Origin of the sequence: Pseudomonas sp. MS19 (assembly GCF_013277615.1) — a bacterium.
Classification (GTDB): domain Bacteria; phylum Pseudomonadota; class Gammaproteobacteria; order Pseudomonadales; family Pseudomonadaceae; genus Aquipseudomonas; species Aquipseudomonas marincola.
Map to the genome: position 1 here is coordinate 52,326 of NZ_VBTO01000008.1, position 20,411 is coordinate 72,736.

Genomic DNA, 20,411 nt, shown 5'->3' on the forward strand with positions numbered 1-20,411 from the left:
TAACCTGGTAATTGCAGTGGTTGTGCCAGTTTTGCTAAAAATAAAAACTCAATAAAAACAGCTACTTAGAAATAAAATAAAGCGATTGAAGCTTGCATCCTGCACGGTCTGGCGTTTTCATCAGGCGTTTTGCACGACTCCCTGAGAGTCCGCCGTGAAAGCGGGGCATCCTTGCCCCGCATACAGGCTTACTGCATGGACTGCTTGAGGTTGCGCATGCGGTCATGGCAAGCGCGCACCTTCGGCATTTCCACACCCAGCAGGGCCTTCACATCCGGATCAGCACTTTCCAGCGCATCTTCAAATGCGTGCAGGATGCGGTCTTCGGCTTCTTCGAGTTGGGCGACGTAAGTCGCTTCCTCGTCGCTGGACAAAGTTGCCCGCGCATCGGCATAGACTTCGCGCATTTTGCCGACCATGGTGCCGCCGGATGCTGGCGAGTCCTGGTTGGCGGCGACCTTCACGGCCAGCGCTTCGATGATTTGAGTTTTCACGGTTGAGAGATCACGGAACATGGTCTGCAAACGGACATCTTTCACTTCAGTGATCGCGTGGTCGTAAAAACGCTTACCGTCACGGGTAATTTCGATCAGTTCGTTCAGTTGCTCTGTTTTATTGCTCATGATGTTTCTCCTTCAGATTGGACGCAGCCAACTGGCAACGCCTGAAGCTGGGTGACACTCGGGTTCTAAACAATCAGTCACTTTTTGCCTTCCCTGGCACATAAGATCCTTAACTCTCTACGCGCAGGGCATCACCATCGACGCCCCGGACACCGCGGATATCGCGGGCGGTTTCGACCGCCAGATTCTTCGCTGCACTGCTCAATACCGTGCCGCTCAACTTGACTACACCGTCGTGCGTTTCAACGCTGATGGCGAACGCATCCAGGTTGCGGGTGTAGACGAAACTCGATTTCACCTTGCTGGTGATCCAGGCATCGCTGATCGCGGCACTGGCATCATCGGCGGCGGCTTGCGCCTCGGCAGCAGTGCTGTCGGCCTTGCTGATACTCAGGTGGTTGAACACTTCACGCACACCCTCGGTGTTGGAAGCCAGGCTACCGGCCAACTCCTTGGCCGCCGGGGTACGTGCATTACCGGTGAGCGTCACGGCGCCCTCTTCGGTTTTAACGCTGATGTCGAGGCCTTCGGTGTTGCTGTTCCAGAGCAACTTGGACTTCACCGTGGCGGTGATGCTGGCATCATCCAGACGATTGGCCAGAGACTTCGAATCGTTAGTCTTGCGCTCAACCTTGCTGTCGACCTTGAGCTGGTTATCAACCTTGTTGATACCTTCGATACTCAACGCTACCTGCTCGGCAAGGTCACGCTCGACACTGCTCTCGACTGTACCGGTGAGGACGGCGGTACCGTTGTCGACTTCACTGTCGATGCTGAAAGGGTTGAGATGACGGTTGAGCGCAATTGCAGTCCAGATCGAGCCTTCCTGGCGCGCTTCACTCAACTGCTGGCTCATGTCACCTTCTGCTGCGTTGGCCGCCAAAGGGGTCAGAGCAAACATGCCAACCGACGCTGTGGCCAATACCAGAGTTTTCAACTTATGCATGTTGTCCTCCTGTCTCTGTGCATAAACAATCCGCGTTTAGCGGGATATGCAGTAGATATCGCAAGCGTTGTGCCAGCTTTTTGATAAATATTTTTATCAATAAAATCATGCACTTACGACATAAAAAGACAGGGTGCCAGCATGCAGCCTGCAAGATAAGGTCATACTCGCCGTGCAACTTGCACGATTTCTTGTGGACTAATCTCTGCACACATCAATTGGAGCCTGAAATGGATGCGGTAGAACCTAAAAGCGGACGTATTTTGCTGGTCGATGACGAGTCGGCGATCCTGCGTACCTTCCGCTACTGCCTCGAGGACGAGGGTTACAACGTAGCGACCGCCAACAGCGCAGCGCAGGCCGAAAGCCTGATGCAACGCCAGGTATTTGATGTGTGCTTTCTTGACCTGCGCCTCGGCGATGACAACGGCCTCGACGTGCTCGCCGAGATGCGCGTACAAGCGCCCTGGATGCGCGTGGTGATAGTGACCGCACACTCAGCCATCGATACCGCCGTGGACGCCATGCAGGCTGGCGCGGCCGATTATCTGGTGAAACCCTGCAGCCCTGAACAACTGCGTCTGGCCGCCACCAAACAGCTAGAAGCACGGCAACTGGAAGCGCGCCTGGAAACTCTGGAAGGTCAGGTGCGCCAGCGCAAGAACGACCTCGACTCCAGCAGCCCGTCGATGATGGCGGTGCTGGAAACCGCCCGCCAGGTGGCAGTAACCGACGCCAACATCCTGATTCTTGGCGAGTCCGGCACCGGTAAAGGCGAACTGGCCCGCGCCATTCACCACTGGAGCCGCCGCGCGAAGAAGAATTCAGTCACCATCAACTGCCCGTCACTGACCGCTGAGCTGATGGAAAGCGAATTGTTCGGTCACACCAAAGGCGCGTTTACCGGCGCCAGCGAAAGCACCCTCGGTCGGGTCAGTCAAGCCGACGGCGGTACGCTGTTTCTCGACGAAATCGGCGATTTCCCGCTCAGCCTGCAACCGAAACTGCTGCGCTTTATTCAGGACAAGGAATACGAGCGCGTCGGTGATCCGGTGACCCGTCAGGCCGACGTGCGCATCGTCGCGGCCACCAACCTCAATCTTGACGAGATGGTTCGTCAGGGGCGTTTCCGAGAAGATCTGCTCTATCGCCTCAATGTAATCACCCTGAAACTGCCAGCGCTGCGCGAACGCACTGAAGACGTGCTGACGCTAGCCGAGCGCTTTCTGGCCCGCTTCGTCAAGGACTACGCCCGCCCCGCGCGCGGATTCAGCGATGAGGCATTGAGCGTACTGGCGAATTACCCATGGCCGGGCAATATCCGCGAACTGCGCAACGTGATCGAACGGGCGAGCATCATCTGCCAGGAAGAAATGGTTCAGGTGATTCATCTGGGCCTGACCGAATCCACCAGCAATCAGGCGCCACGCGTGGGCGGCGCACTGAGCCTTGAAGAGCTGGAAAAAAGCCATATCGCCGCCGTCATGGCCAGCAGCGAAACCCTCGATCAAGCTGCCAAGGCACTGGGTATCGACGCTTCGACCCTGTATCGCAAACGCAAACAGTACGACCTATGAAGTTAAGAACCCGGCTGTTCGTCAGCGGCAGCGCGCTGCTAACCGTGGCGCTGATCGGCCTGATACTGGGCATGGTCAGCGTGTGGCAGATCACCCGCGTACAAAACCAGGCCATGAGTCGCAACCTCGAGATCATTGATGCGACCATCGGCTTTCGTCAGGAAATGGGCACGCAGGTGATCCTGCTGCTGGAGGATAGCTTCGACCCACTGGCGTTGAAGGAATCAGATGTACGTTTTCGCAACTGGTTGACTCAAGCGCTTGAAAGCAGCACCGAAGAGGCTGATCGTCAGGCCATCAGCGAAATCGCCCGCTCCTATGAGCTGTTCGGCAAACTGCTCGACTCACCGGTGCAAGTACGCCGCGATTTACTGCATAACGATGCGTTCACGCGTGCCTTGCAAGCGCTGCGCGATCGCATCAATGCCGTGCAAATGCGCTACGTCGAAGCCGTGCAGAATGCCCAGCAAAACTCCCGCGAACGCGCGACCATCGTCAGCACCCTGCTGGGTCTGATCGGTCTGGCGCTGCTGCTGATCGGCTTTCTTACCGCGCACAACATCGCCAAACGCGTCGCCCGCCCAATCGAGGCACTGGCCAGTGCCGCCGACCAGATTGGTAAGGGTGACTTGCAGATATCCCTGCCCACCTCGCCAGTGGCTGAACTCTCGGCGCTGAGCCGGCGCTTTGGCCTCATGGCGCAATCGCTGCAACAGTTCAAGAACAGCAATATCGAAGCCTTGATGGCCGAACAGCAACGCTTGCAAGCGGTACTCGACAGCATTGATGACGGCCTGCTGATGTTCGACCGCAACGGCTTGCTGCAACACTTCAATCCGGTTGCCGGGCGTCAGCTTGGTTGGGGCCTTGAGCACATTGGTGAACGCCTTGATCAGGCGTTAGACAAAGAAGGCCTCGATGAACAGATCAGCCGCGTTTTGCAGGGCAAAACCCTGGAGTCGGCGATTGCCGACCTTGAGATAGACGCCCACGGCGAACATCGCCTGCTGAGCTACAGTCTGACGCCCGTAAGCCAAGGTGGCGGGAATATTCAAGGTGCGGTGATGGTGCTGCGCGATGTGACCAAACAGCGGGCTTTCGAGCGAGTACGCAGCGAGTTCGTACTGCGCGCCTCGCATGAGTTGCGCACGCCAGTCACCGGCATGCACATGGCCTTTGCCTTACTTCAGGAACGGCTCAAGTTTGCCCCGGATTCACGCGAGGCAGACCTGACGCAGACGGTTGACGAGCAAATGCAGCGCCTGGTTGATCTGATCACCGATCTGCTGAATTTCTCGCGTTATCAAAGCGGCTTGCAGAAGCTTGATCTGGCGCCATGCGACCTTGCGGACCTGCTCAATCAGACCGGCCAACGCTTCGCCAATGAGGCCGCCGAGAAAGGCATTACCCTGCGCTGTGAACCGGATGATGACCTGCCGTTGTTGCCCATCGACCGCGCTCAGATTGAACGCGTGCTCGACAACCTGCTGGTCAACGCTTTGCGCCACACGCCGGCAGGCGGCGATATTCTGCTGAATGCGCAGCACCAGAACAACGAGATCATCATCTGCGTCAAGGATAACGGCGACGGGGTGGTGTTCAGCCAACAGTCACGGATATTTGAACCGTTCGTACAAGTCGGCAAACGTAAAGGCGGGGTTGGGTTGGGCTTGGCGCTGTGCCAGGAGATCATTCAGTTGCACGGTGGCCACATCACCCTTGAATCACGCCCGGGTGAAGGCGCGCTGTTCTGCATCAACTTGCCGATGCGCAGCTTGAGCTAACGCTCAGAGAGGTTTGGACGGGTGCTGCCTTAACGCAGCACCGGGTCAAACTTGATCCGCCGGCCCAATGCCAGCGCAACAATTGATGCGCCCAATGTCAGGCCAAACAGGCCCTTGATGACCGCTGAACTGGACACGCCGGTGATCGCGTCCGTTGCCAGTACAGCCCCGAGCACAACGCTCAGTATCAATAATCCCAGCCCTGCTTTCGACATATTCCCCTCCAGTGTGCACGCAGATAAATCGGTTGGCGCACGGCAAAATCCGCGCTGAACCTAAAGCCCTTGAACGATCAGAAAACCCAACGCTGATTAGCCTCGCGATCCAGTTCAAACTGCAGCGGCTGGCTGTCGACCAGACTGTCAGCAGAAGAATTAGCTGAAGAATCACTGACCGAAGGTATGAACGACGCTGTGCGCGCCGCCGAATTAGCCGGCAACTGAGTCGGCAAAGCAGGCTGGGTATGAATAATCACCTGAGCGCTTTGTGGCGCGGTGCTTTCGATGGTCGGCGCTGTGGATGCAACCGTTCCGGTGACCACAACTGCTGCAGCACTTAGCAAGTTCAGTACAGTATTCATCGGCGCGACACCCTTCTTAGATTTTGATAATGCAGGGTGTTTTGCAGGCAGCGTGCCAATCAATCTGTAAAAATAAATCCTTATAAATCAGAGACTTATAAAATTAAAATCGTGCAGGTAGTTGCATCCTGCACGATAGCATTTTGCATGCATTGCAAAATGCACGACCGACTTATTGCGCTGCCGCTACCGCCTCAGGGCTCTCAGCCTGCTTGAGCGGCAAGATCACCTCAAAGGTTGAACCCGCGCCCAATTCACTGTGCAGCTTGATCGTGCCGTTATGCGCGGTGACGATTTGTTCGGTGATGAACAAGCCAAGCCCCAACCCTTGCGCCGAATGGTTGGCATTGACCCGCTCAAACTGCTCGAAAATCCGCGCCTGATCCTCAGCAGAAATGCCCACACCGTTATCACGCACCTGCACATGCGCCTGATCATTATCGGCAAACACTCGCACCGCCACCGGCTGCTTGGCGCCATAACGCATGGCGTTGGTCAGTAGGTTAATCACCACCTGTTCGATCCGGAAAGCGTCCCAGTAACCCACAACGCCTTCGCTGATATCGCGCTCCAGCGTGCAACCCGCCTCTGCGAGTTGGGCGCTGTAACTTTCGAGCACGTGCTCGACCAGCACACCGAGATCCACCTCGGCGGGGCGAATCGACAGTTTGCCGGTGCGAATCCGCGAAACATCGAGAATATCTTCGATAAGACGGATGAGGCTGTTGATCTGGCGCTCATCGCGCGTTGTCATGATTTCCAGTCGCTCTGGGGTAAAGGCCTGCAGATTGCCGTTTTGCAGGTGCAGTTTGCGCAACTGGGTTTCCAGTATCAGACCGTTAAGCGGGGTGCGCAGCTCGTGCGAGACAATCGACATGAAGTCATCGCGCATGCGCACCGCCAACTTGAGTTCTTCCTGCGCGCAGCGCAGTTCGCTCAGTAGCGCTTCCTGTTCCCGGCGGCTCTGCTCAAGTGCCTGCACCTGGATTTTTATGGCCTGACGCTGGCGATAGAGATCGACAAATACCGCAACCTTGCTCATCACCGCTTGCACATCCAGCGGCTTCTGCAGAAAGTCCACGGCGCCGGTTTCGTAGCCCTTGAAGGCGTAGTTCAGCTCGCGGCCGGCGGCACTGACGAAGACAATCGGAATATTCTTGGTTTTCTCGGTGCCGCGCATCAGTTCGGCCAATTCAAAGCCGTTCATGCCCGGCATCTGCACATCGAGAATCGCCAGCGCGAACTCATGCTGAAGCAATAGCCCGAGCGCCTCTTCACCGCTGCTGGCGTGATAGATGATGCGATCCTTACCGCGAATCAGCGCATCCAGTGCAACCAGATTTTCGGGGGTGTCATCGACGATCAACAATTTTGTTTCGATCTTGCTCAGCATGTTCGAGTAGCTTCCAGTTCGGCGAGCAATGCTCGGATTTCGACCAGCCCGGCGATAACATCCGGTTGCTGCAAAGCCAGTGCGGCCATAGGCATGGTCGGTACATGTGCCTCGTTCGGGTCTTGCACGACGGTAAAACCGCCTTGTTGCTTGATGGCGGCCAGCCCGGCAGCGCCATCCTGATTCGCTCCGGTCAGGAGAAAACCCGCCAGCGCGGGGCCATAAACATCCGCTGCTGATTCAAATAGAAAATCAATCGCAGGCCGCGAGTAATACACCGGCTCTTCCCGGCTGAACGACAAACTGCGATCCGCCTCCACCGACAGGTGATAGCCAGGCGCTGCAAAATAGATCATGCCGGGCTGCAACTGCTCGCCGCTGTCCGCCTCTTTGGCCGGCAGCCCGAGCCGCCGTCCAAGCACCTCGGCCAGGCTGCTGCGGTGATTGTCCGGCAGGTGCAAAACCACCACGACCGGCACGCCAAAGCCCGGCTGCAGGCCGGCAAAAATCGCCAGCAAAGCATTTACGCCGCCCGCTGAGGCGCCCACCACCAGCGCTTCGATTGCTGCCGGATGCGCCGCCAGTGCGGCCCGCCATGCCTGCTGGCTCATAACTTGCGGAAAATCCGCTCGGGTCGGCAGAGCGTCTCAAAACTGCGTGCGTAGCTGGAAAAGTCGATGCTTTCCTTACCGCCCAGACCGAGAAAACCTCGGTGGCAAAGCGACTCGTGAAACAGGCCGAATGCACGATCCTGCAACGGCTTGTTGAAATAGATAAGCACGTTGCGGCACGACACCAGATGGGTTTCAGCGAACACCGTATCCGTGGCCAGGCTGTGGTCGGCAAAGGTCACGTTGGCGCGCAGGCTTTTGTCGAAAATAACCCCGTCGTAGGCTGCGGTGTAATAGTCGGACAATGCCTGACGGCCACCCGCTGCCTGATAGTTCTCGGTGTAGGCGCGCATGTTGTCCTGAGCAAAAATCCCGCGTTCGGCGCGCTCCAGTGACACCGGATTGATATCCGTGGCATAGATGATCGAACGTTCCAGCAGGCCTTCTTCCTTGAGCAGGATGGCCATCGAATAAACTTCTTCGCCGGTGCTGCAACCGGCAATCCAGATCTTCAGCGATGGATAGGTGTGCAGCACCGGCATGACCTGTTGGCGCAACGCCAGAAAGTAATCGGGGTCGCGAAACATCTCGCTCACCGGAATGGTCAGGTATTGCAGCAACTGCATGAACGCGCCCGCATCGTAGAGGATTTTCTCTTGCAGGGCGGAGATGCTCTGGCATTCGAGCTGCACCAGTGCATGGCGCACACGGCGCTTGAGCGAAGCCCCGGAGTAGTCGCGAAAGTCATAGTTGTATTTGAGGTAGATCGCCTCGATCAGCAGGCGCAACTCAATATCGCGAGTTCTCTCGGGTGCCATCAGATCCGTTCCAGTTTGGGCATCCATACCCGTATCAATGAAAACAGCCGGTCGAGATCAATTGGCTTGGCCAGATAATCATTGGCGCCGGCCTTGAGGCAGCGGTCCTGGTCGTCCTTCATTGCCTTGGCGGTCACCGCAATGATCGGCAGCTTGCGCCAGCGCGGGTCTTTGCGAATGATCTGAGTGGCTTCGTAGCCATCCATTTCAGGCATCATGATGTCCATCAACACTAGGTCAATATCGTCGATCTGATTCAGCTTTTCGATCGCCTCACGGCCATTACACCCAACCTCGACCACCGCGCCCTTCTGTTCCAGCGCGCTGGTAAGGGCGAAAATGTTTCGTACATCGTCATCGACCAGCAGAATGCGCCGGCCTTCAAATACCTTGTCGCGACTGCGGGCAGACTTAAGCATGGTCTGGCGTTCAGTAGACAGCTGCGACTCAACTTTGTGCAGGAACAGCGTGACCTCGTCGAGCAGGCGCTCCGGTGAACGCGCGCCCTTGATGATGATCGACTTGGAGTACTTCATCAGGTCGGCTTCTTCATCACGCGTGAGGTTACGACCGGTATAGACGATCACCGGCGGGAACGCGCAAATATCTTCACCGGCCATGCGCTTGAGCAACTGATTGCCCTGCATATCCGGCAGTTTGAGGTCGATGATCATGCAATCGAAGATGGTCGTGCGCAGCAACTCCAGCGCCTCTTCACCGAACTCGACGGCGGTGATTTCGATGTCGTCATCACCAATCAGGCGGGCAATGCTGTCACGCTGCAAGGCGTCGTCTTCAACCAGCAGGACGCGTTTAACTTGCTGCGAGAGCTTGGCTTCGAGCTTGGCAAATACCGCTTTCAGATGTTCGCGCGTGGTCGGCTTCACCGCATAACCGATGGCCCCCAACTGCAACGCGGCTTCCATGCGGTCTTCAACCGAGATCACGTGCACCGGAATGTGCCGGGTCAGCGGATTGTTCTTCAGGCGCTGCAAGACAGTCAGGCCGGAAGCATCCGGCAGGCGCATGTCGAGCAGAATGCCTTGTGGCAGCAACCGCCCGGCCAGCTCGACGCCTTCATCGGCGCCATGCGCAACCAGGCAGCTGTATTCCAGCTCATGGGCCAGATCAAAGAGGATTTGCGCAAATTTCGGTTCATCCTCGATCACCAGCACGCAGCGACCGGCTGCTGGCAAGCGCTCGCGGTCGTCGGCAAAGGTTGGCAACGCTGCCGACAGCGCCGGGACAGGCTCATGCGCGACGACTGTCTGCAACTTGGGCGACTCGATTGCGCGAAACGGCTCACTGGCGGGCTCTGCAGACGGCGACTCTTCGAAGGTTTCCGGCAATACCAGAGTGAAGGTACTGCCCTCGCCCGGCGTGCTCTGCAAGCTGATAGAGCCGCCGAGCAATGCCGCCAGATCACGTGAAATCGACAGCCCCAGGCCGGTGCCGCCGTAGCGACGGTTAATCGCCCCATCCGCCTGACGGAAAGCCTCGAACACCGTCTCGTGTTGTTCATCGCTGATGCCAATACCCGAATCCTGCACGGCAAAGGCAACGCCTGCGCCCGGCTGTCGGCCAACGGTGAGTGTAACCTGGCCTTTCTCGGTAAATTTGATCGCGTTCGACAGCAGATTCTTGAGGATCTGCTCGACCCGCTGCTGGTCACTGAACAGGGCGTCCGGCACACCGGCAAGCAGTTCGATGGAGAAGTTCAGTTGCTTGTCGTTGGCCAGCGGTTCGAAGACGTTGCGCAGCCCTTCGACCAGGCGCTCGACTCTGAATTCGTGCGGGCGGACTTCAAGCTTGCCTGCCTCTACTTTGGAGATGTCGAGAATGTCATTGATCAGTGTCAGCAGGTCATTACCGGCGGCGTAAATCGACTCGGCAAACTTGATCTGCTCGGCACTCAGATTGCCCTGCGGGTTATCCGCCAGCAGCTTGGCCAGAATCAGCGAGCTGTTGAGCGGCGTGCGCAACTCATGCGACATGTTGGCGAGAAATTCAGACTTGTACAGGCTGGCGCGTTGCAACTCCTGCGCGCGCTCCTCCAGCAATACCTGCACGCGGCTCAACGAGGCATTGCGTTCATCCAGCGCATCACGCTGGTCAGCCAATACCTGCGCCTGATCCGCTAACTGCTCGTTGGTTTGCTCAAGCTCGGCCTGCTGGGTTTCGAGGTAGGCCTGCGACTCCTTGAGCACCCGCGACTGTTCTTCAAGCTCTTCATTGGCGGTGCGCAATTCTTCTTGCTGCACCTGCAACTCTTCGTTGAGCTGCTGGGTTTCAGAGAGCATCTCCTGCAAGCGCTGACGATTGCGCACTGCATCAATCGAAGTTCCCAGCGCATCGCTGATCAGCTCGAGAAACTCGCTGACTTGCGCAGTAATCGGCTGCAAAAATGCCAATTCGACTACGCCGTTTACCGAGTAGCCATTACTGATAGGCAATAGCACAATGCTCACCGGGTTGGTGCTGCCCAGACCGGAGTTTACTTTCAGGTAACTGTTGGGCAAGTTGTCGAGTTGCAGCAGTTTGCGCTCGCTCGCCGCCTGCCCGACCAACGATTCCGTGCTGCCAAAATTCTGCTCGGCCTCTTCCATCTCCTTCGAGAAACCGTAGCTGGCCACCCGGCTGATATCGCCCTGCTCCGAACGCACATAAAACGCGCCCACGGAAACCTGCAAATAGCCCGCCAGGCAGTTCAGTACACTGCGCCCGAGCGCCGGCAGACTGGGTTGTCCAAGCACCTGTTCGGCCAACAGGCTCTGACCACTACGCAGCCAGGCCTTTTGCTCGATAAGCTCTGTGCTCTGCTGCTGACTGTCGAAAATTTCACGGTACTCGGCCGCCAGTGTCATCAAGTCGCGGCGGCCAAAATAGGCCAGCAGACAACTCAGCGTCAGGCTACCGAGCACATAAAGGGCGACATACAGGGTCACCGAATCGTTGGTTTTCTGATTACGCGCCTGGCGCTGCTGCTGCTCGATCTGAATAAAGTTGTCGTACTCTTCCCGCGCATTATCGGTGATCCGCTTGCCGCGTCCGGCGCGCACCGCACTCTGAAAATCGACGTTGTCACGACGCAACGCGATCATCATTTTGGCGTAGTCGTCCCATTCCTCGTGCAGCGCCTGAATCCGGCGCAAGCGAGCACTCTGATCCGGGTTTTCTTCAACCAGTTTGGCAAGTTCGGTCAGCTCGACCTTGATCAGGGGCTTGGCCTCTTCATACGGTTCCAGAAAACTGTCATCACCGGTAATCAGAAAACCGCGCAGCGAGGTTTCCAGATCAACCGTCAGCTTGATCGAGTGATTGGCGCTGCTGATGATCTCATCAGTTCGCTCCACCCACTTCTGCACACTCATCAGATAGAAGATCAGGCCAATGAAAAAAACGGCACTGACCAGCCCGATAGCAAGCGGCAAAGTGATGTTGCGGCGAACAAGCTGGCGAAAGCTTTGCTCACTCTTGGTGGCTGCGATGGTCATGGTCTGCCCCGAGCTAAAAGTTTGGATTTTGCAGGAAAAAGTTCAAATAATCATACTTAAGCGCTGCGACAGATGAGAAAATGCAAAATAAACATCTGTTTCGTCGAGTCAACGATACTCATGTCACACGCCAGCCGCAGAACAATCTATAACCTTATTGAGCCGCATTTGGTGGCTGTAATGGGCAGATTGCGAGACGCAAGTGCTCAACTCTGTCACCATTAACAGCTATTTTTTTGAAGGCCTGCCCATGCATAACCCGTCTGACAACACACAAAGGACAAGTGCTCAAACCATCTTGCTGGTTGAGGACGATGCCGTGGTCAGAACGCTCACCCTGGAAGTACTTGAAGCCTTTGGCTACAACGTTTTCGGCGCAGAAGATGCCGACTCTGCTCTGACAATCCTGCGCAGCGAGCAAGCCCTCAGCCTGCTCATGACCGACATCGGCCTGCCGGACATCAGCGGTCTGGAACTGGCCGAACAGGCGCAGGCATTACGCCCGGACATTCCGATACTGCTCGCCAGTGGTTACGACGCACAGCCACACCAAAGCCTGCAAAACGGCGGCGGTAATGGTCTGATCGCGACCATCACCAAACCATTCCAGCTCGACCAGCTGCGCAACACGCTGCAAAGCTTGCTCGCCATCTGAGACAAACGCCGCTGCGTCGTACCCCAGTCGAATTATCAGGCAAATCAATGAGCCTTGACCTCCACTGAGAGTCAGGCACTCTCGGGCAGATGATCACTCAATGGAAATCTGCCATGCCGAGCCTCAATCCCAGCCGCGAACAGCTTGCCGAATTTGCCGAACGGATGCCCGCCAACACGCCGATCCTGATGCTCAATCTGCTGCGCTTCAATTCGCAGGCGGCCTACCCGGCAGATAGTCCGCACAGCCCCTGCAGCGGCCAACAGGCCTACGCACGCTATAGCCGCGTTGCGCTGAAAAAGGTGCAAGGTGTGGGTGGGTCGGTCGAAGTGCTGGCCAATGCGCATGTGGCGCTGATTGCCCCGGCGGATGAGCAATGGGATCAAGTGTTGCTGGTGCGTTATCCGTCCAAGCAGGCATTTCTGAGCATGATCAGCGACCCTGAATATCAGGCAGAAACCGGACACCGCACGGCGGCGCTGGCCGATTCCAGACTGATCGGCACAACGCCAGCGGCAAACTGAAACGCTCAGCGCATGCTGTTAAGCACCAGCAAAATTGCCGCGGTTTCGGTGTCTGGCTCGCCATCATAGCGGGCCTGACGGTATTTCATCTGGAAGGCGGCAATCACGTTGCGTGTGGCCTTATCCAGCTCGCCAGTCTGCTCCACGGTGTAACCCTGGCGCTTCAACTGCTGCTGAAACCAGCTGGCGCTGGGTACTTGTCCGGCCATTTGGCGTTGAGTCAGCAGCACCCGGTTGGCGTCTGGCCAAGGCACCAACCCGGCATCGGCTAAACGCTTCCAGGGGAACAGCGGGCCCGGATCAACCTTGCGCTGCGGCGCTGCATCGCTGTGGCCGATAATGCTGCCAGGCTTGAGATTGTGACGCTGCATGATGTCTTTGAGCAGCACGATCAGGGTGTCGATCTGCTCCTCGTTAAACGGCACCCACTGACGGCCATTCGGCGTGTCGCGGTAACCCTGATTGACCAATTCGATACCAATCGTGGTGCTATTCAGCCAGGTGCGGCCCTGCCACTCACTGACCCCGACATGCCAGGCGCGGCGATTTTCATCGACCAGCCGGTAGATGGTCGCCGGGCTGTCGCCAATCAGGTAATTGGCGCTTACATCGGTCTGGGTCAGCAGTTGCAATGAGCGCGGCAGATCCGCTGCGGTGTAATGCAGCACGATGTATTGCACGCGACTGCCCTGCCCGGTTGCCGTGTAGCTGGTGTCGATACTCGGCCCGCTGCTGCAACCGGCCAGCACTGCGAAAAATAAAGCAAAAACAAAAAATCTCATGGCGTTATGTGCAACACACTTTGCAGGTTATCGAGCAACATATCGACGCTGAGCATGATCAACAACATGCCCATCAGCCGTTCAACTGCTGTTAACCCGCGAGGACCCAAGAAACGCTGCAGGAGCGATGCCTGCAACAATATGAAAGCAGTCGCTGCCCACGCCAGAATCAGCGCCAGGTAAAGCTCCCACAACTCGCCCTGATGAGTATTGCGCAGGGTCATCAACACTGCCAATGCAGAGGGACCAGCCACCGCCGGAGTCGCCAGCGGCACCAGCATCGGCTCGCCATCCGGAACATCGCCAAGCACACCTTGCGGGCTCGGAAAAATCAGGCGCATGGCAATCACGAACAGGATGATACCGCCGGCAATTGCTGTTGCTTCACGCGACAGGCCCAAGCCACTGAGAACTTTGTCACCAAAGGTAAGAAATAACAGCAACAAGGCCAACGCGAACAGCAACTCACGAGCGGCAACTTTAAGCCGGCGTTTGGGTTCGACGTTTTTCAGGGCAGCAATAAAGATGGCGATATTGCCAAAGGGGTCGGTAACCAAAAAAATCAGCACCGCGATACTCAGTATTTCCATGCACCACTCTCCAGACTATGCGCATAGTCTAGAGGGGTTCGCGCCTCGCGTCTGTTGGCGAAGCGCTGCAAGTTCCTGATTGGCAGGTGGAAACGTACGAATCAGGCGCGCGAATCGGCCTTGACCACGCGGTTGCGCCCTGCTCTTTTCGCCCGGTACAACGCCTGATCGGCCCGCTCAAAAACCTGATCGGCCTGATCGCCAGGACTGAACGCACTGATACCGGCCGACAGCGTGATGGTCACGCGCTCACCTTTAAAGTGGAACGGACAGGCTTCGACCGAGGTGCGCAGCAGATTGACCAGACGAATGCCGCTGTCGAGCGATGTAGCAGGCATCAGCACGACAAACTCTTCGCCGCCATAACGGGCCATGAAATCGGTCTGGCGCAGCCGCTTGTTGAGTATCTTGGCGATAATTTTCAGCACCCGATCACCGGCCAGATGGCCGTAATCATCGTTGATGCGCTTGAACAGATCGATATCAATCACCGCCAGCAGCAATTCGCCGCCGTAGCGCTGCCAGCGGGCAACCTCAAGCTCAAGGCGCTCGTTCCAGGCGGCACGGTTGGGAATCCCGGTAAGCGTATCGAGCAACGAACGCTGGCGCTGCTTCTCGATATGTTCCTGAAAGCCGAGGGCCTCCTGCTCCATCTTGGCGACGCGCTCGACCAGTGTGCGCAAGTGCTCGGCAATGCCACGGTCACGGTCTTCACGTTTCTGCTGATGTTCACTCAAGGTGCCCAGCAAGCCATTGAGGCGTGAGTCGACCACTTCCTTGAGGGAGCGCAGGTCGGTCGCCTCTTGCACGCTGGTATTAAGCCCGCTGACTTGCTCGCGCAGCTCAGTATCCAGGTCGCGCGCAGCGTTGGAGGCGTCATCATGGCCTTCCTGCGCCTCTTGCAGGCTGCCCTGAAAACTTTCGAGGCGCTCGTTGAGCTGCTTGAGATAGCCTTCGAATTCGTGCTGACTAACATCAGCAATGGCCAGCATGAGCACGGCCAGATCCTCAAGGATCGGCACCAGTTCATACATGTTGAGCCCGACCAGAATGCGCTCACGCATCATTTCGGCCTGCTGCTGATGCTGCTCCGGCAGGGGCAGATCAGTCAGCAATTTGAGCAGCGTGTGCTCAACATGATTGGCGATCAGGCTGTAGACCTGCTCGGGCTCGGGCTCAGGTGTCGACGGTTGGGCATCGGCGGTTTCGGCTTGTTCCGGGCTTGCTTCGTCGTCTGACGACTCAGCAGCCGGCAGCGCAGTGGGCGCAACCAGCAGGCTGTCGGCAGGCATGGGCAAACTGTCGAGCGCGCCGTTTGCTGGCACGGCGGCGATCTCGGCCTGAACACTTTCTGCGCTGCCGGCGACAGGCTCTGCAGTGGCGTCGGCTTGAGCCGCCGGCGCGCTGTCTGGCGGGCTGACCAGCGGCGCAAGCTGACGGCCACCAAATAAACGCGCCAGCAGCGGCTGCCGCGCTGGCTCATTGGCGCTGCTGGCCTGCGCTGCCAGCGTCTGGTTCTGCAAATGACTCAGCTCGGCAAGCAGCCCGGGCAATTCACTCGAATGCCCTTGGCGCTTTTCCAGCCGCCGGGAGAAGTCCTTGAGTGACTTTCGCAAATCGCGCGGCAATTCAAGTTCGAGCAATTGACTGGCCAGGCGCAGCAACGCCGAGTCGATTTTCTCGATATTCAGGTGGCGATTTTTTTCCGAGTCCAGCACAGCTTTCTCAAGCCGAGGGATCAGGCCTGAAAGGCCTTTATCGATGTCGTCCTGGCGCAGTACTTCGCGCAGCGAGTGCATGCACTGATCCACAGCCGCATCGGCGCCTTCAGCAGCCAGGCTGCTGCGCACCAGACCTCTGCGCATGAGATCGAGTCTTGCTTGCCAACGGGCGTCAATTGCTTCTTGTTGTTCTAGACCGGCCAGATATTTTTCTTTCCAGCGATCGGCGTTGTCGCTCATTCAATACTTCCGGTTGAAGGCGTATCGAACGCCATTAACTGGCCGCTACTCAACGCTTGGGGCAAACGAATTTCCATGGCCACTGGCAGGTGATCCGAAATCGGCAGGGCCAACACCTCAACCCGCTCCAACGCCAGTTCCGAGCTCAATAATATATGATCGAGACAGCGTTGCGGACGCCAGCTGGGGAACGTTGCCGCGACCTGTGGGGCCAGCAATTGCAAGTCTCGCAGCGGTGAGTTCTGCAGCAGATCTGTGGCGTGGGTATTCATGTCACCCATCAGGATCTGGTGTTTGTAGCCGCCAATCAGCTCGCGAATATACGCCAACTGGCGGTTACGGGCGCGTGATCCAAGCGACAAATGCATCATCACGACTGCAATTGCGTCCGCGCCCTCGCCCAAACGCAGCAATAACGCGCCACGGCCGGGCGGACCGGGCAACGGATGGTCTTCCAGCAGGGCCGGACGGACACGGCTGAGCACACCGTTACTATGCTGGGCAAAGCGCCCGAGATTACGGTTAAGTTGCTGATACCAGAAGGGAAATGCGCCCAGACGAGCCAGGTGCTCAACCTGATTGATATTGCCGCTGCGGACACTGCCGCCATCAACTTCCTGCAAGGCCACCAGATCGTAATCGGACAGCATCTCGCCAATGCGCTGCAGATTGCCTGCGCGCCCGGCATGCGGCAGCAAATGCTGCCAACTGCGAGTCAGGTAATGGTGATAACGCTCGGTGCTGATACCCACCTGAACGTTGAAGCTGAGCAGGCGCAACCGGCCATTTTCCGGCAAGTGGCTACTCGCTGGACACTCAGAGTTGACCTGTGGAGTACACAGGCCAACCTTACGGCTTGATGTCCAGCGACGCAGCATGCGCGAGCTCCGCGCCTAGGATCGCGGCTTATTTGGCGGCGCGTTCCTTGGCGATCAGTTGATCAGCAACATCCAGTGCCTGGGTCGGGCCACCAGCGCTGGTGATATCAAAGCGATACTTGCCATTGACGATCAATGTCGGTACGCCGCTGATCTGGTAAGCCATCGCCAGCTTCTTGTCTTTCTCGATCTGGCTCTTCACGCCAAACGAGTTGTAAGTTTTCAGGAAGGTGTCTTTGTCGACGCCCAGAGTGGCGAGAAATTCAGCCATTTCTTCCGGTGTCGCCAGCTTCTTGCCTTCTTTGTGGATGGCTGCGAACACGGCGCCGTGCACCTGATCTTCAACCTTCATGCTCTCCAGCGTTACGAACAGCTGGCCATGCACGTTCCACAAGCCGCCAAACATGGCTGGAATACGGACGAAGTTCACGTCATCCGGCAGCTGCTTGACCCACGGGTTGATAGTCGACTCGAACTGATAGCAGTGCGGGCAGCCATACCAGAACAACTCGACGACTTCGATTTTGCCCGGTTGGGAAACTGGCACCGGATTGGCCAGCTCAACATATTGCTTGCCTGCCTCAATCGGCTCGGCCTGAACAGCCATGCCAAAAACGCTGGCGGCAACCAGTGCAGCACCCAGAATCAATTTACGCATGCAGTACTCCTTAGCAAATAAGCATCGCCCAGCGGCAGAATATTTTCGACCCGCTGCCTGGGCTCAGGTTCAAGCTATTGTAGCGACGAACTCAACAAAAAAGGGTGGCCACTGCCACCCTTTCTCGATCACATCATTACCAGCGGTTACGCGATCAGTGCAGACCCTGCACGTAGCTCGAAACGGCAGCGATGTCTTTGTTGCTCAGCTTGGCAGCAATCATACGCATGATTTTAGCGTCGCCGTCGTTGGTGCGGTTGCCTTCGCGGAAGTCAGTCAGCTGCTTGGCAATGTAAGTCGCGTGCTGGCCGCCCAAGTGCGGGAAGCCTGCAGCCGCAATACCTGCGCCATTCGGCGAGTGGCAACCGGTGCATGCAGGCATGCCGTCTTCTAGCTTACCGCCACGGAACAGTTCTTCACCGCGCTTGACCAGTGCCGGGTCAGCTGCGCCAACGCTCATTTTCTGGCTGGCGAAATACGCCGCGATGTCGGCAATATCCTGCTCGGACATGTTGTCGAGAATACCGGTCATTTCCAGAACGGTACGGCGACCTTCCTTGATGTCGTGGATCTGCTTTTGCAGATAACGCTCACCCTGACCGGCCAGTTTAGGGAAGTTCGGTGCAGCACTGTTGCCATCAGGACCATGACAGGCGCCACACACAGCAGCTTTGCTCTGACCAGCAGTGGCGTCGCCAGCGGCATGGGCCAGGCCGGTGATCCCCAGGGTCAACAGCAGACTCACGAGTATTTTGTTCATCAGCTAATCCAACTACGGCTAAGAGAAAATAAGTTATGGACCGGGTTTACTCGCTCATCAACTTGATGACAGCTTGGTAATCCTCGGCCGTGCAGTCCATGCACAAGCCGCCGGGCGGCATGGCATTAAGACCATTGGTAACGCTCTGCACCAGTACATCAGTACCCTTGGCCAGACGCGGTTCCCAGGCAGCCTTGTCGCCTCGTTTTGGCGCGGTAGGTAAGTTACCACTATGACATGCAGAACAAGCCTTGGCATAAACCGCCTCAGGATCTTGCGCAGCCTGCAGGTTCAAAGATAACAACAGCGCACCAGCACCTAACAGCAACTTCTTCACATGATCTACCTCATCTGGGGGGAACGGCCTGCGTTCTACGCGCAGAAGATGTTAGTCGTTCCCGTGGACACTTACCTGAATCAGGACAAAGCGCACACAAAATCGCCGGCATTATATACTGACGACACTGAAACTTAAACGACGCCGCTTGCCGTGCTAACCAGCAGAGGGCAGGATGCGCGCAATTGTCGCAAGTGCCGCACCGCAGTCAGTATAAGCTGAGCTGTAGTTAAGCCCGCCCTCACCGGATGTCCTATGCAAGCTAAAAACCCCATCATCGGCCTGTGCCAGCAATCGAGCTTCTTGATCAGTGCCGCCAAGGTTGATCAATGCCCTGACGATACTGGCCATGAAGTGGCCTTTGCCGGGCGCTCCAATGCCGGCAAGTCCAGCGCACTCAATACACTGACTCACGCCAACCTCGCGCGTACCTCGAAAACCCCCGGCCGCACTCAGCTGCTCAACTTTTTCCGCCTGGACGAAGAACGCCGCCTGGTCGATTTGCCGGGCTATGGCTATGCCAAGGTACCGATTCCGCTGAAACTGCACTGGCAGAAACACCTTGAAGCGTATTTGGGCAGCCGTGAGAGCCTGCGTGGATTGGTATTGATGATGGACATTCGTCATCCACTGACCGAGTTCGACCAGTTGATGCTGGATTGGACCCAGGCCAGCGACATGCCGATGCATATTTTGCTAACCAAAGCGGACAAACTGACCTTTGGTGCGGCCAAGAACACATTGCTCAAAGTGCAGCAGGAAATCCGCCAGCGCTGGGGTGATCACGTGAGCATCCAGTTGTTCTCGGCGCCAAAGCGCATGGGCATCGAAGAAGCGCACGCGGTATTGGCCGACTGGCTGCAGCTGACCCCGCCTGACGAGGCGCAATAAGCCGCAAGGTGGATATCCCCAACAAGGGCAATCCGCCAGACCTCAATGACGGTTTACCCCGCGGGTTAACCATCCTCCGTGCGTGACCGGACTGCTGGTGGAGGATGGAATCCGCATCGCGGCTTCCGTCATGGCGGCCTCCCGACAGGCGCGGCTTTGCATTGAATGTTCGATCGTCATGACGGTTTACCCTTCGGGCTAACCATCCTCCGTGCGTGACCGGACGGCTTGATGGAGGATGGAATCCGCAACGCGGCTTCCGTCATGACGGCCTCTCGACTGGCGCGGCCTTTGCGTTGAATGTTCAATCGCTATGACGGTTTACCCTGCGGCTTAACCATCCTCCGTGCGTGACCGGACTGTTGGTGGAGGATGGAATCCGCATCGCGGCTTCCGTCATGGCGGTCATTCGACAGGCGCGGCTTTTGCGTTGAATGTTCGATCGCTATGACGGTTTACCCTGCGGGTTAACCATCCTCCGTGCGTGATCGGACTGCTGGCGGAGGATGGAATCCGCATCGCGGCTTCCGTCATGACGGTCTCTCGACA

The 20,411-nt window shown here is 57.2% G+C and carries 20 protein-coding genes; 5 read left to right on the plus strand and 15 right to left on the minus strand.

Annotation, left to right across the window (positions count from 1 at the left end; genetic code table 11):
* Positions 1-188: 188 nt before the first annotated feature.
* Complete coding sequence (locus tag FEZ62_RS07440) at positions 189-623, minus strand: PA2169 family four-helix-bundle protein (RefSeq protein ID WP_069900865.1); 435 nt, start codon at positions 621-623, stop codon at positions 189-191.
* Positions 624-732: 109 nt separating this feature from the next.
* On the minus strand, positions 733-1,569 hold the full coding sequence (locus tag FEZ62_RS07445; protein ID WP_069900867.1) for a BON domain-containing protein: 837 nt from the start codon (positions 1,567-1,569) through the stop codon (positions 733-735).
* Positions 1,570-1,799: 230 nt separating this feature from the next.
* Between FEZ62_RS07445 and algB the strand changes: the two genes are divergently transcribed.
* Complete coding sequence (gene algB / locus FEZ62_RS07450) at positions 1,800-3,146, plus strand: sigma-54-dependent response regulator transcription factor AlgB (RefSeq protein WP_069900869.1); 1,347 nt, start codon at positions 1,800-1,802, stop codon at positions 3,144-3,146.
* Complete coding sequence (locus FEZ62_RS07455; protein WP_172927303.1) at positions 3,143-4,930, plus strand: KinB sensor domain-containing domain; 1,788 nt, start codon at positions 3,143-3,145, stop codon at positions 4,928-4,930. Before algB ends, FEZ62_RS07455 begins: the two co-directional genes overlap by 4 nt.
* 29 nt (positions 4,931-4,959) lie before the next feature.
* Here the strand turns inward: FEZ62_RS07455 and FEZ62_RS07460 are convergent, their stop codons facing one another.
* The 6 genes from FEZ62_RS07460 to FEZ62_RS07485 form a co-directional block, all read right to left on the minus strand.
* On the minus strand, positions 4,960-5,145 hold the full coding sequence (locus tag FEZ62_RS07460; RefSeq protein ID WP_090512625.1) for a PA3371 family protein: 186 nt from the start codon (positions 5,143-5,145) through the stop codon (positions 4,960-4,962).
* Positions 5,146-5,222: 77 nt separating this feature from the next.
* Positions 5,223-5,510: a hypothetical protein gene (locus FEZ62_RS07465; RefSeq protein ID WP_172927304.1), complete on the minus strand. Its 288-nt coding sequence runs from the start codon at positions 5,508-5,510 to the stop codon at positions 5,223-5,225.
* A 172-nt stretch (positions 5,511-5,682) separates the two neighbouring features.
* Complete coding sequence (locus FEZ62_RS07470; RefSeq protein ID WP_172927305.1) at positions 5,683-6,903, minus strand: hybrid sensor histidine kinase/response regulator; 1,221 nt, start codon at positions 6,901-6,903, stop codon at positions 5,683-5,685.
* A complete protein-coding gene (locus tag FEZ62_RS07475; RefSeq protein WP_172927306.1) occupies positions 6,897-7,514 on the minus strand; it encodes a chemotaxis protein CheB in 618 nt (205 codons plus the stop codon). Before FEZ62_RS07475 ends, FEZ62_RS07470 begins: the two co-directional genes overlap by 7 nt.
* Positions 7,511-8,332, minus strand: coding sequence for a protein-glutamate O-methyltransferase CheR (locus tag FEZ62_RS07480; RefSeq protein ID WP_090512617.1), 822 nt, complete (start codon positions 8,330-8,332; stop codon positions 7,511-7,513). Before FEZ62_RS07480 ends, FEZ62_RS07475 begins: the two co-directional genes overlap by 4 nt.
* The gene (locus FEZ62_RS07485) at positions 8,332-11,826 is read right to left on the minus strand and encodes a response regulator (RefSeq protein ID WP_172927307.1); all 3,495 of its coding nucleotides are present in this window, start codon (positions 11,824-11,826) and stop codon (positions 8,332-8,334) included. The genes FEZ62_RS07480 and FEZ62_RS07485 overlap by 1 nt, the downstream gene beginning before the upstream one ends.
* Before the next feature lie 250 nt (positions 11,827-12,076).
* Between FEZ62_RS07485 and FEZ62_RS07490 the strand changes: the two genes are divergently transcribed.
* Together FEZ62_RS07490 and FEZ62_RS07495 are read left to right on the plus strand one after the other, a co-directional pair.
* Positions 12,077-12,481, plus strand: coding sequence for a response regulator (locus tag FEZ62_RS07490; protein WP_172927308.1), 405 nt, complete (start codon positions 12,077-12,079; stop codon positions 12,479-12,481).
* Positions 12,482-12,594: 113 nt separating this feature from the next.
* Positions 12,595-13,005: a DUF1330 domain-containing protein gene (locus FEZ62_RS07495; RefSeq protein WP_069900888.1), complete on the plus strand. Its 411-nt coding sequence runs from the start codon at positions 12,595-12,597 to the stop codon at positions 13,003-13,005.
* Between the two features lie 5 nt (positions 13,006-13,010).
* On the opposite strand, the gene FEZ62_RS07500 is transcribed toward FEZ62_RS07495, so the two are convergent.
* The 7 genes from FEZ62_RS07500 to FEZ62_RS07530 all read right to left on the minus strand — a co-directional run bounded on the left by FEZ62_RS07500 (position 13,011) and on the right by FEZ62_RS07530 (position 18,971).
* Positions 13,011-13,787 carry an N-acetylmuramoyl-L-alanine amidase gene (locus tag FEZ62_RS07500; RefSeq protein WP_090512609.1) on the minus strand — a complete coding sequence of 259 codons (777 nt, stop codon included), beginning with the start codon at positions 13,785-13,787 and terminating at the stop codon, positions 13,011-13,013.
* Complete coding sequence (locus FEZ62_RS07505; protein WP_069900892.1) at positions 13,784-14,377, minus strand: MarC family protein; 594 nt, start codon at positions 14,375-14,377, stop codon at positions 13,784-13,786. The genes FEZ62_RS07500 and FEZ62_RS07505 overlap by 4 nt, the downstream gene beginning before the upstream one ends.
* Positions 14,378-14,478: 101 nt before the next feature.
* The gene (locus tag FEZ62_RS07510) at positions 14,479-16,338 is read right to left on the minus strand and encodes a GGDEF domain-containing protein (RefSeq protein ID WP_172927309.1); all 1,860 of its coding nucleotides are present in this window, start codon (positions 16,336-16,338) and stop codon (positions 14,479-14,481) included.
* Positions 16,335-17,216: an endonuclease/exonuclease/phosphatase family protein gene (locus FEZ62_RS07515; RefSeq protein ID WP_069900896.1), complete on the minus strand. Its 882-nt coding sequence runs from the start codon at positions 17,214-17,216 to the stop codon at positions 16,335-16,337. The genes FEZ62_RS07510 and FEZ62_RS07515 overlap by 4 nt, the downstream gene beginning before the upstream one ends.
* Positions 17,217-17,244: 28 nt before the next feature.
* Complete coding sequence (locus FEZ62_RS07520) at positions 17,245-17,874, minus strand: thiol:disulfide interchange protein DsbA/DsbL (RefSeq protein WP_090512600.1); 630 nt, start codon at positions 17,872-17,874, stop codon at positions 17,245-17,247.
* Between the two features lie 154 nt (positions 17,875-18,028).
* Positions 18,029-18,634: a c-type cytochrome gene (locus FEZ62_RS07525; protein ID WP_090512597.1), complete on the minus strand. Its 606-nt coding sequence runs from the start codon at positions 18,632-18,634 to the stop codon at positions 18,029-18,031.
* 46 nt (positions 18,635-18,680) lie between these two features.
* Positions 18,681-18,971 carry a c-type cytochrome gene (locus FEZ62_RS07530; protein ID WP_069900902.1) on the minus strand — a complete coding sequence of 97 codons (291 nt, stop codon included), beginning with the start codon at positions 18,969-18,971 and terminating at the stop codon, positions 18,681-18,683.
* Positions 18,972-19,226: 255 nt separating this feature from the next.
* On the opposite strand from FEZ62_RS07530, the gene yihA reads away from it, so the two are divergent.
* Positions 19,227-19,862 carry a ribosome biogenesis GTP-binding protein YihA/YsxC gene (yihA, locus tag FEZ62_RS07535; RefSeq protein WP_069900904.1) on the plus strand — a complete coding sequence of 212 codons (636 nt, stop codon included), beginning with the start codon at positions 19,227-19,229 and terminating at the stop codon, positions 19,860-19,862.
* The last annotated feature ends 549 nt before the right edge of the window (positions 19,863-20,411 follow it).

Bases quoted from the DNA above. Each gene is read 5' to 3' on its own strand.
- FEZ62_RS07440 (WP_069900865.1), bottom strand. From the start codon at position 623: ATGAGCAATAAAACAGAGCAACTGAACGAACTGATCGAAATTACCCGT.
- FEZ62_RS07445 (WP_069900867.1), bottom strand. From the start codon at position 1,569: ATGCATAAGTTGAAAACTCTGGTATTGGCCACAGCGTCGGTTGGCATG.
- algB (WP_069900869.1), top strand. From the start codon at position 1,800: ATGGATGCGGTAGAACCTAAAAGCGGACGTATTTTGCTGGTCGATGAC.
- FEZ62_RS07455 (WP_172927303.1), top strand. From the start codon at position 3,143: ATGAAGTTAAGAACCCGGCTGTTCGTCAGCGGCAGCGCGCTGCTAACC.
- FEZ62_RS07460 (WP_090512625.1), bottom strand. From the start codon at position 5,145: ATGTCGAAAGCAGGGCTGGGATTATTGATACTGAGCGTTGTGCTCGGG.
- FEZ62_RS07465 (WP_172927304.1), bottom strand. From the start codon at position 5,510: ATGAATACTGTACTGAACTTGCTAAGTGCTGCAGCAGTTGTGGTCACC.
- FEZ62_RS07470 (WP_172927305.1), bottom strand. From the start codon at position 6,903: ATGCTGAGCAAGATCGAAACAAAATTGTTGATCGTCGATGACACCCCC.
- FEZ62_RS07475 (WP_172927306.1), bottom strand. From the start codon at position 7,514: ATGAGCCAGCAGGCATGGCGGGCCGCACTGGCGGCGCATCCGGCAGCA.
- FEZ62_RS07480 (WP_090512617.1), bottom strand. From the start codon at position 8,332: ATGGCACCCGAGAGAACTCGCGATATTGAGTTGCGCCTGCTGATCGAG.
- FEZ62_RS07485 (WP_172927307.1), bottom strand. From the start codon at position 11,826: ATGACCATCGCAGCCACCAAGAGTGAGCAAAGCTTTCGCCAGCTTGTT.
- FEZ62_RS07490 (WP_172927308.1), top strand. From the start codon at position 12,077: ATGCATAACCCGTCTGACAACACACAAAGGACAAGTGCTCAAACCATC.
- FEZ62_RS07495 (WP_069900888.1), top strand. From the start codon at position 12,595: ATGCCGAGCCTCAATCCCAGCCGCGAACAGCTTGCCGAATTTGCCGAA.
- FEZ62_RS07500 (WP_090512609.1), bottom strand. From the start codon at position 13,787: ATGAGATTTTTTGTTTTTGCTTTATTTTTCGCAGTGCTGGCCGGTTGC.
- FEZ62_RS07505 (WP_069900892.1), bottom strand. From the start codon at position 14,377: ATGGAAATACTGAGTATCGCGGTGCTGATTTTTTTGGTTACCGACCCC.
- FEZ62_RS07510 (WP_172927309.1), bottom strand. From the start codon at position 16,338: ATGAGCGACAACGCCGATCGCTGGAAAGAAAAATATCTGGCCGGTCTA.
- FEZ62_RS07515 (WP_069900896.1), bottom strand. From the start codon at position 17,216: ATGCTGCGTCGCTGGACATCAAGCCGTAAGGTTGGCCTGTGTACTCCA.
- FEZ62_RS07520 (WP_090512600.1), bottom strand. From the start codon at position 17,874: ATGCGTAAATTGATTCTGGGTGCTGCACTGGTTGCCGCCAGCGTTTTT.
- FEZ62_RS07525 (WP_090512597.1), bottom strand. From the start codon at position 18,634: ATGAACAAAATACTCGTGAGTCTGCTGTTGACCCTGGGGATCACCGGC.
- yihA (WP_069900904.1), top strand. From the start codon at position 19,227: ATGCAAGCTAAAAACCCCATCATCGGCCTGTGCCAGCAATCGAGCTTC.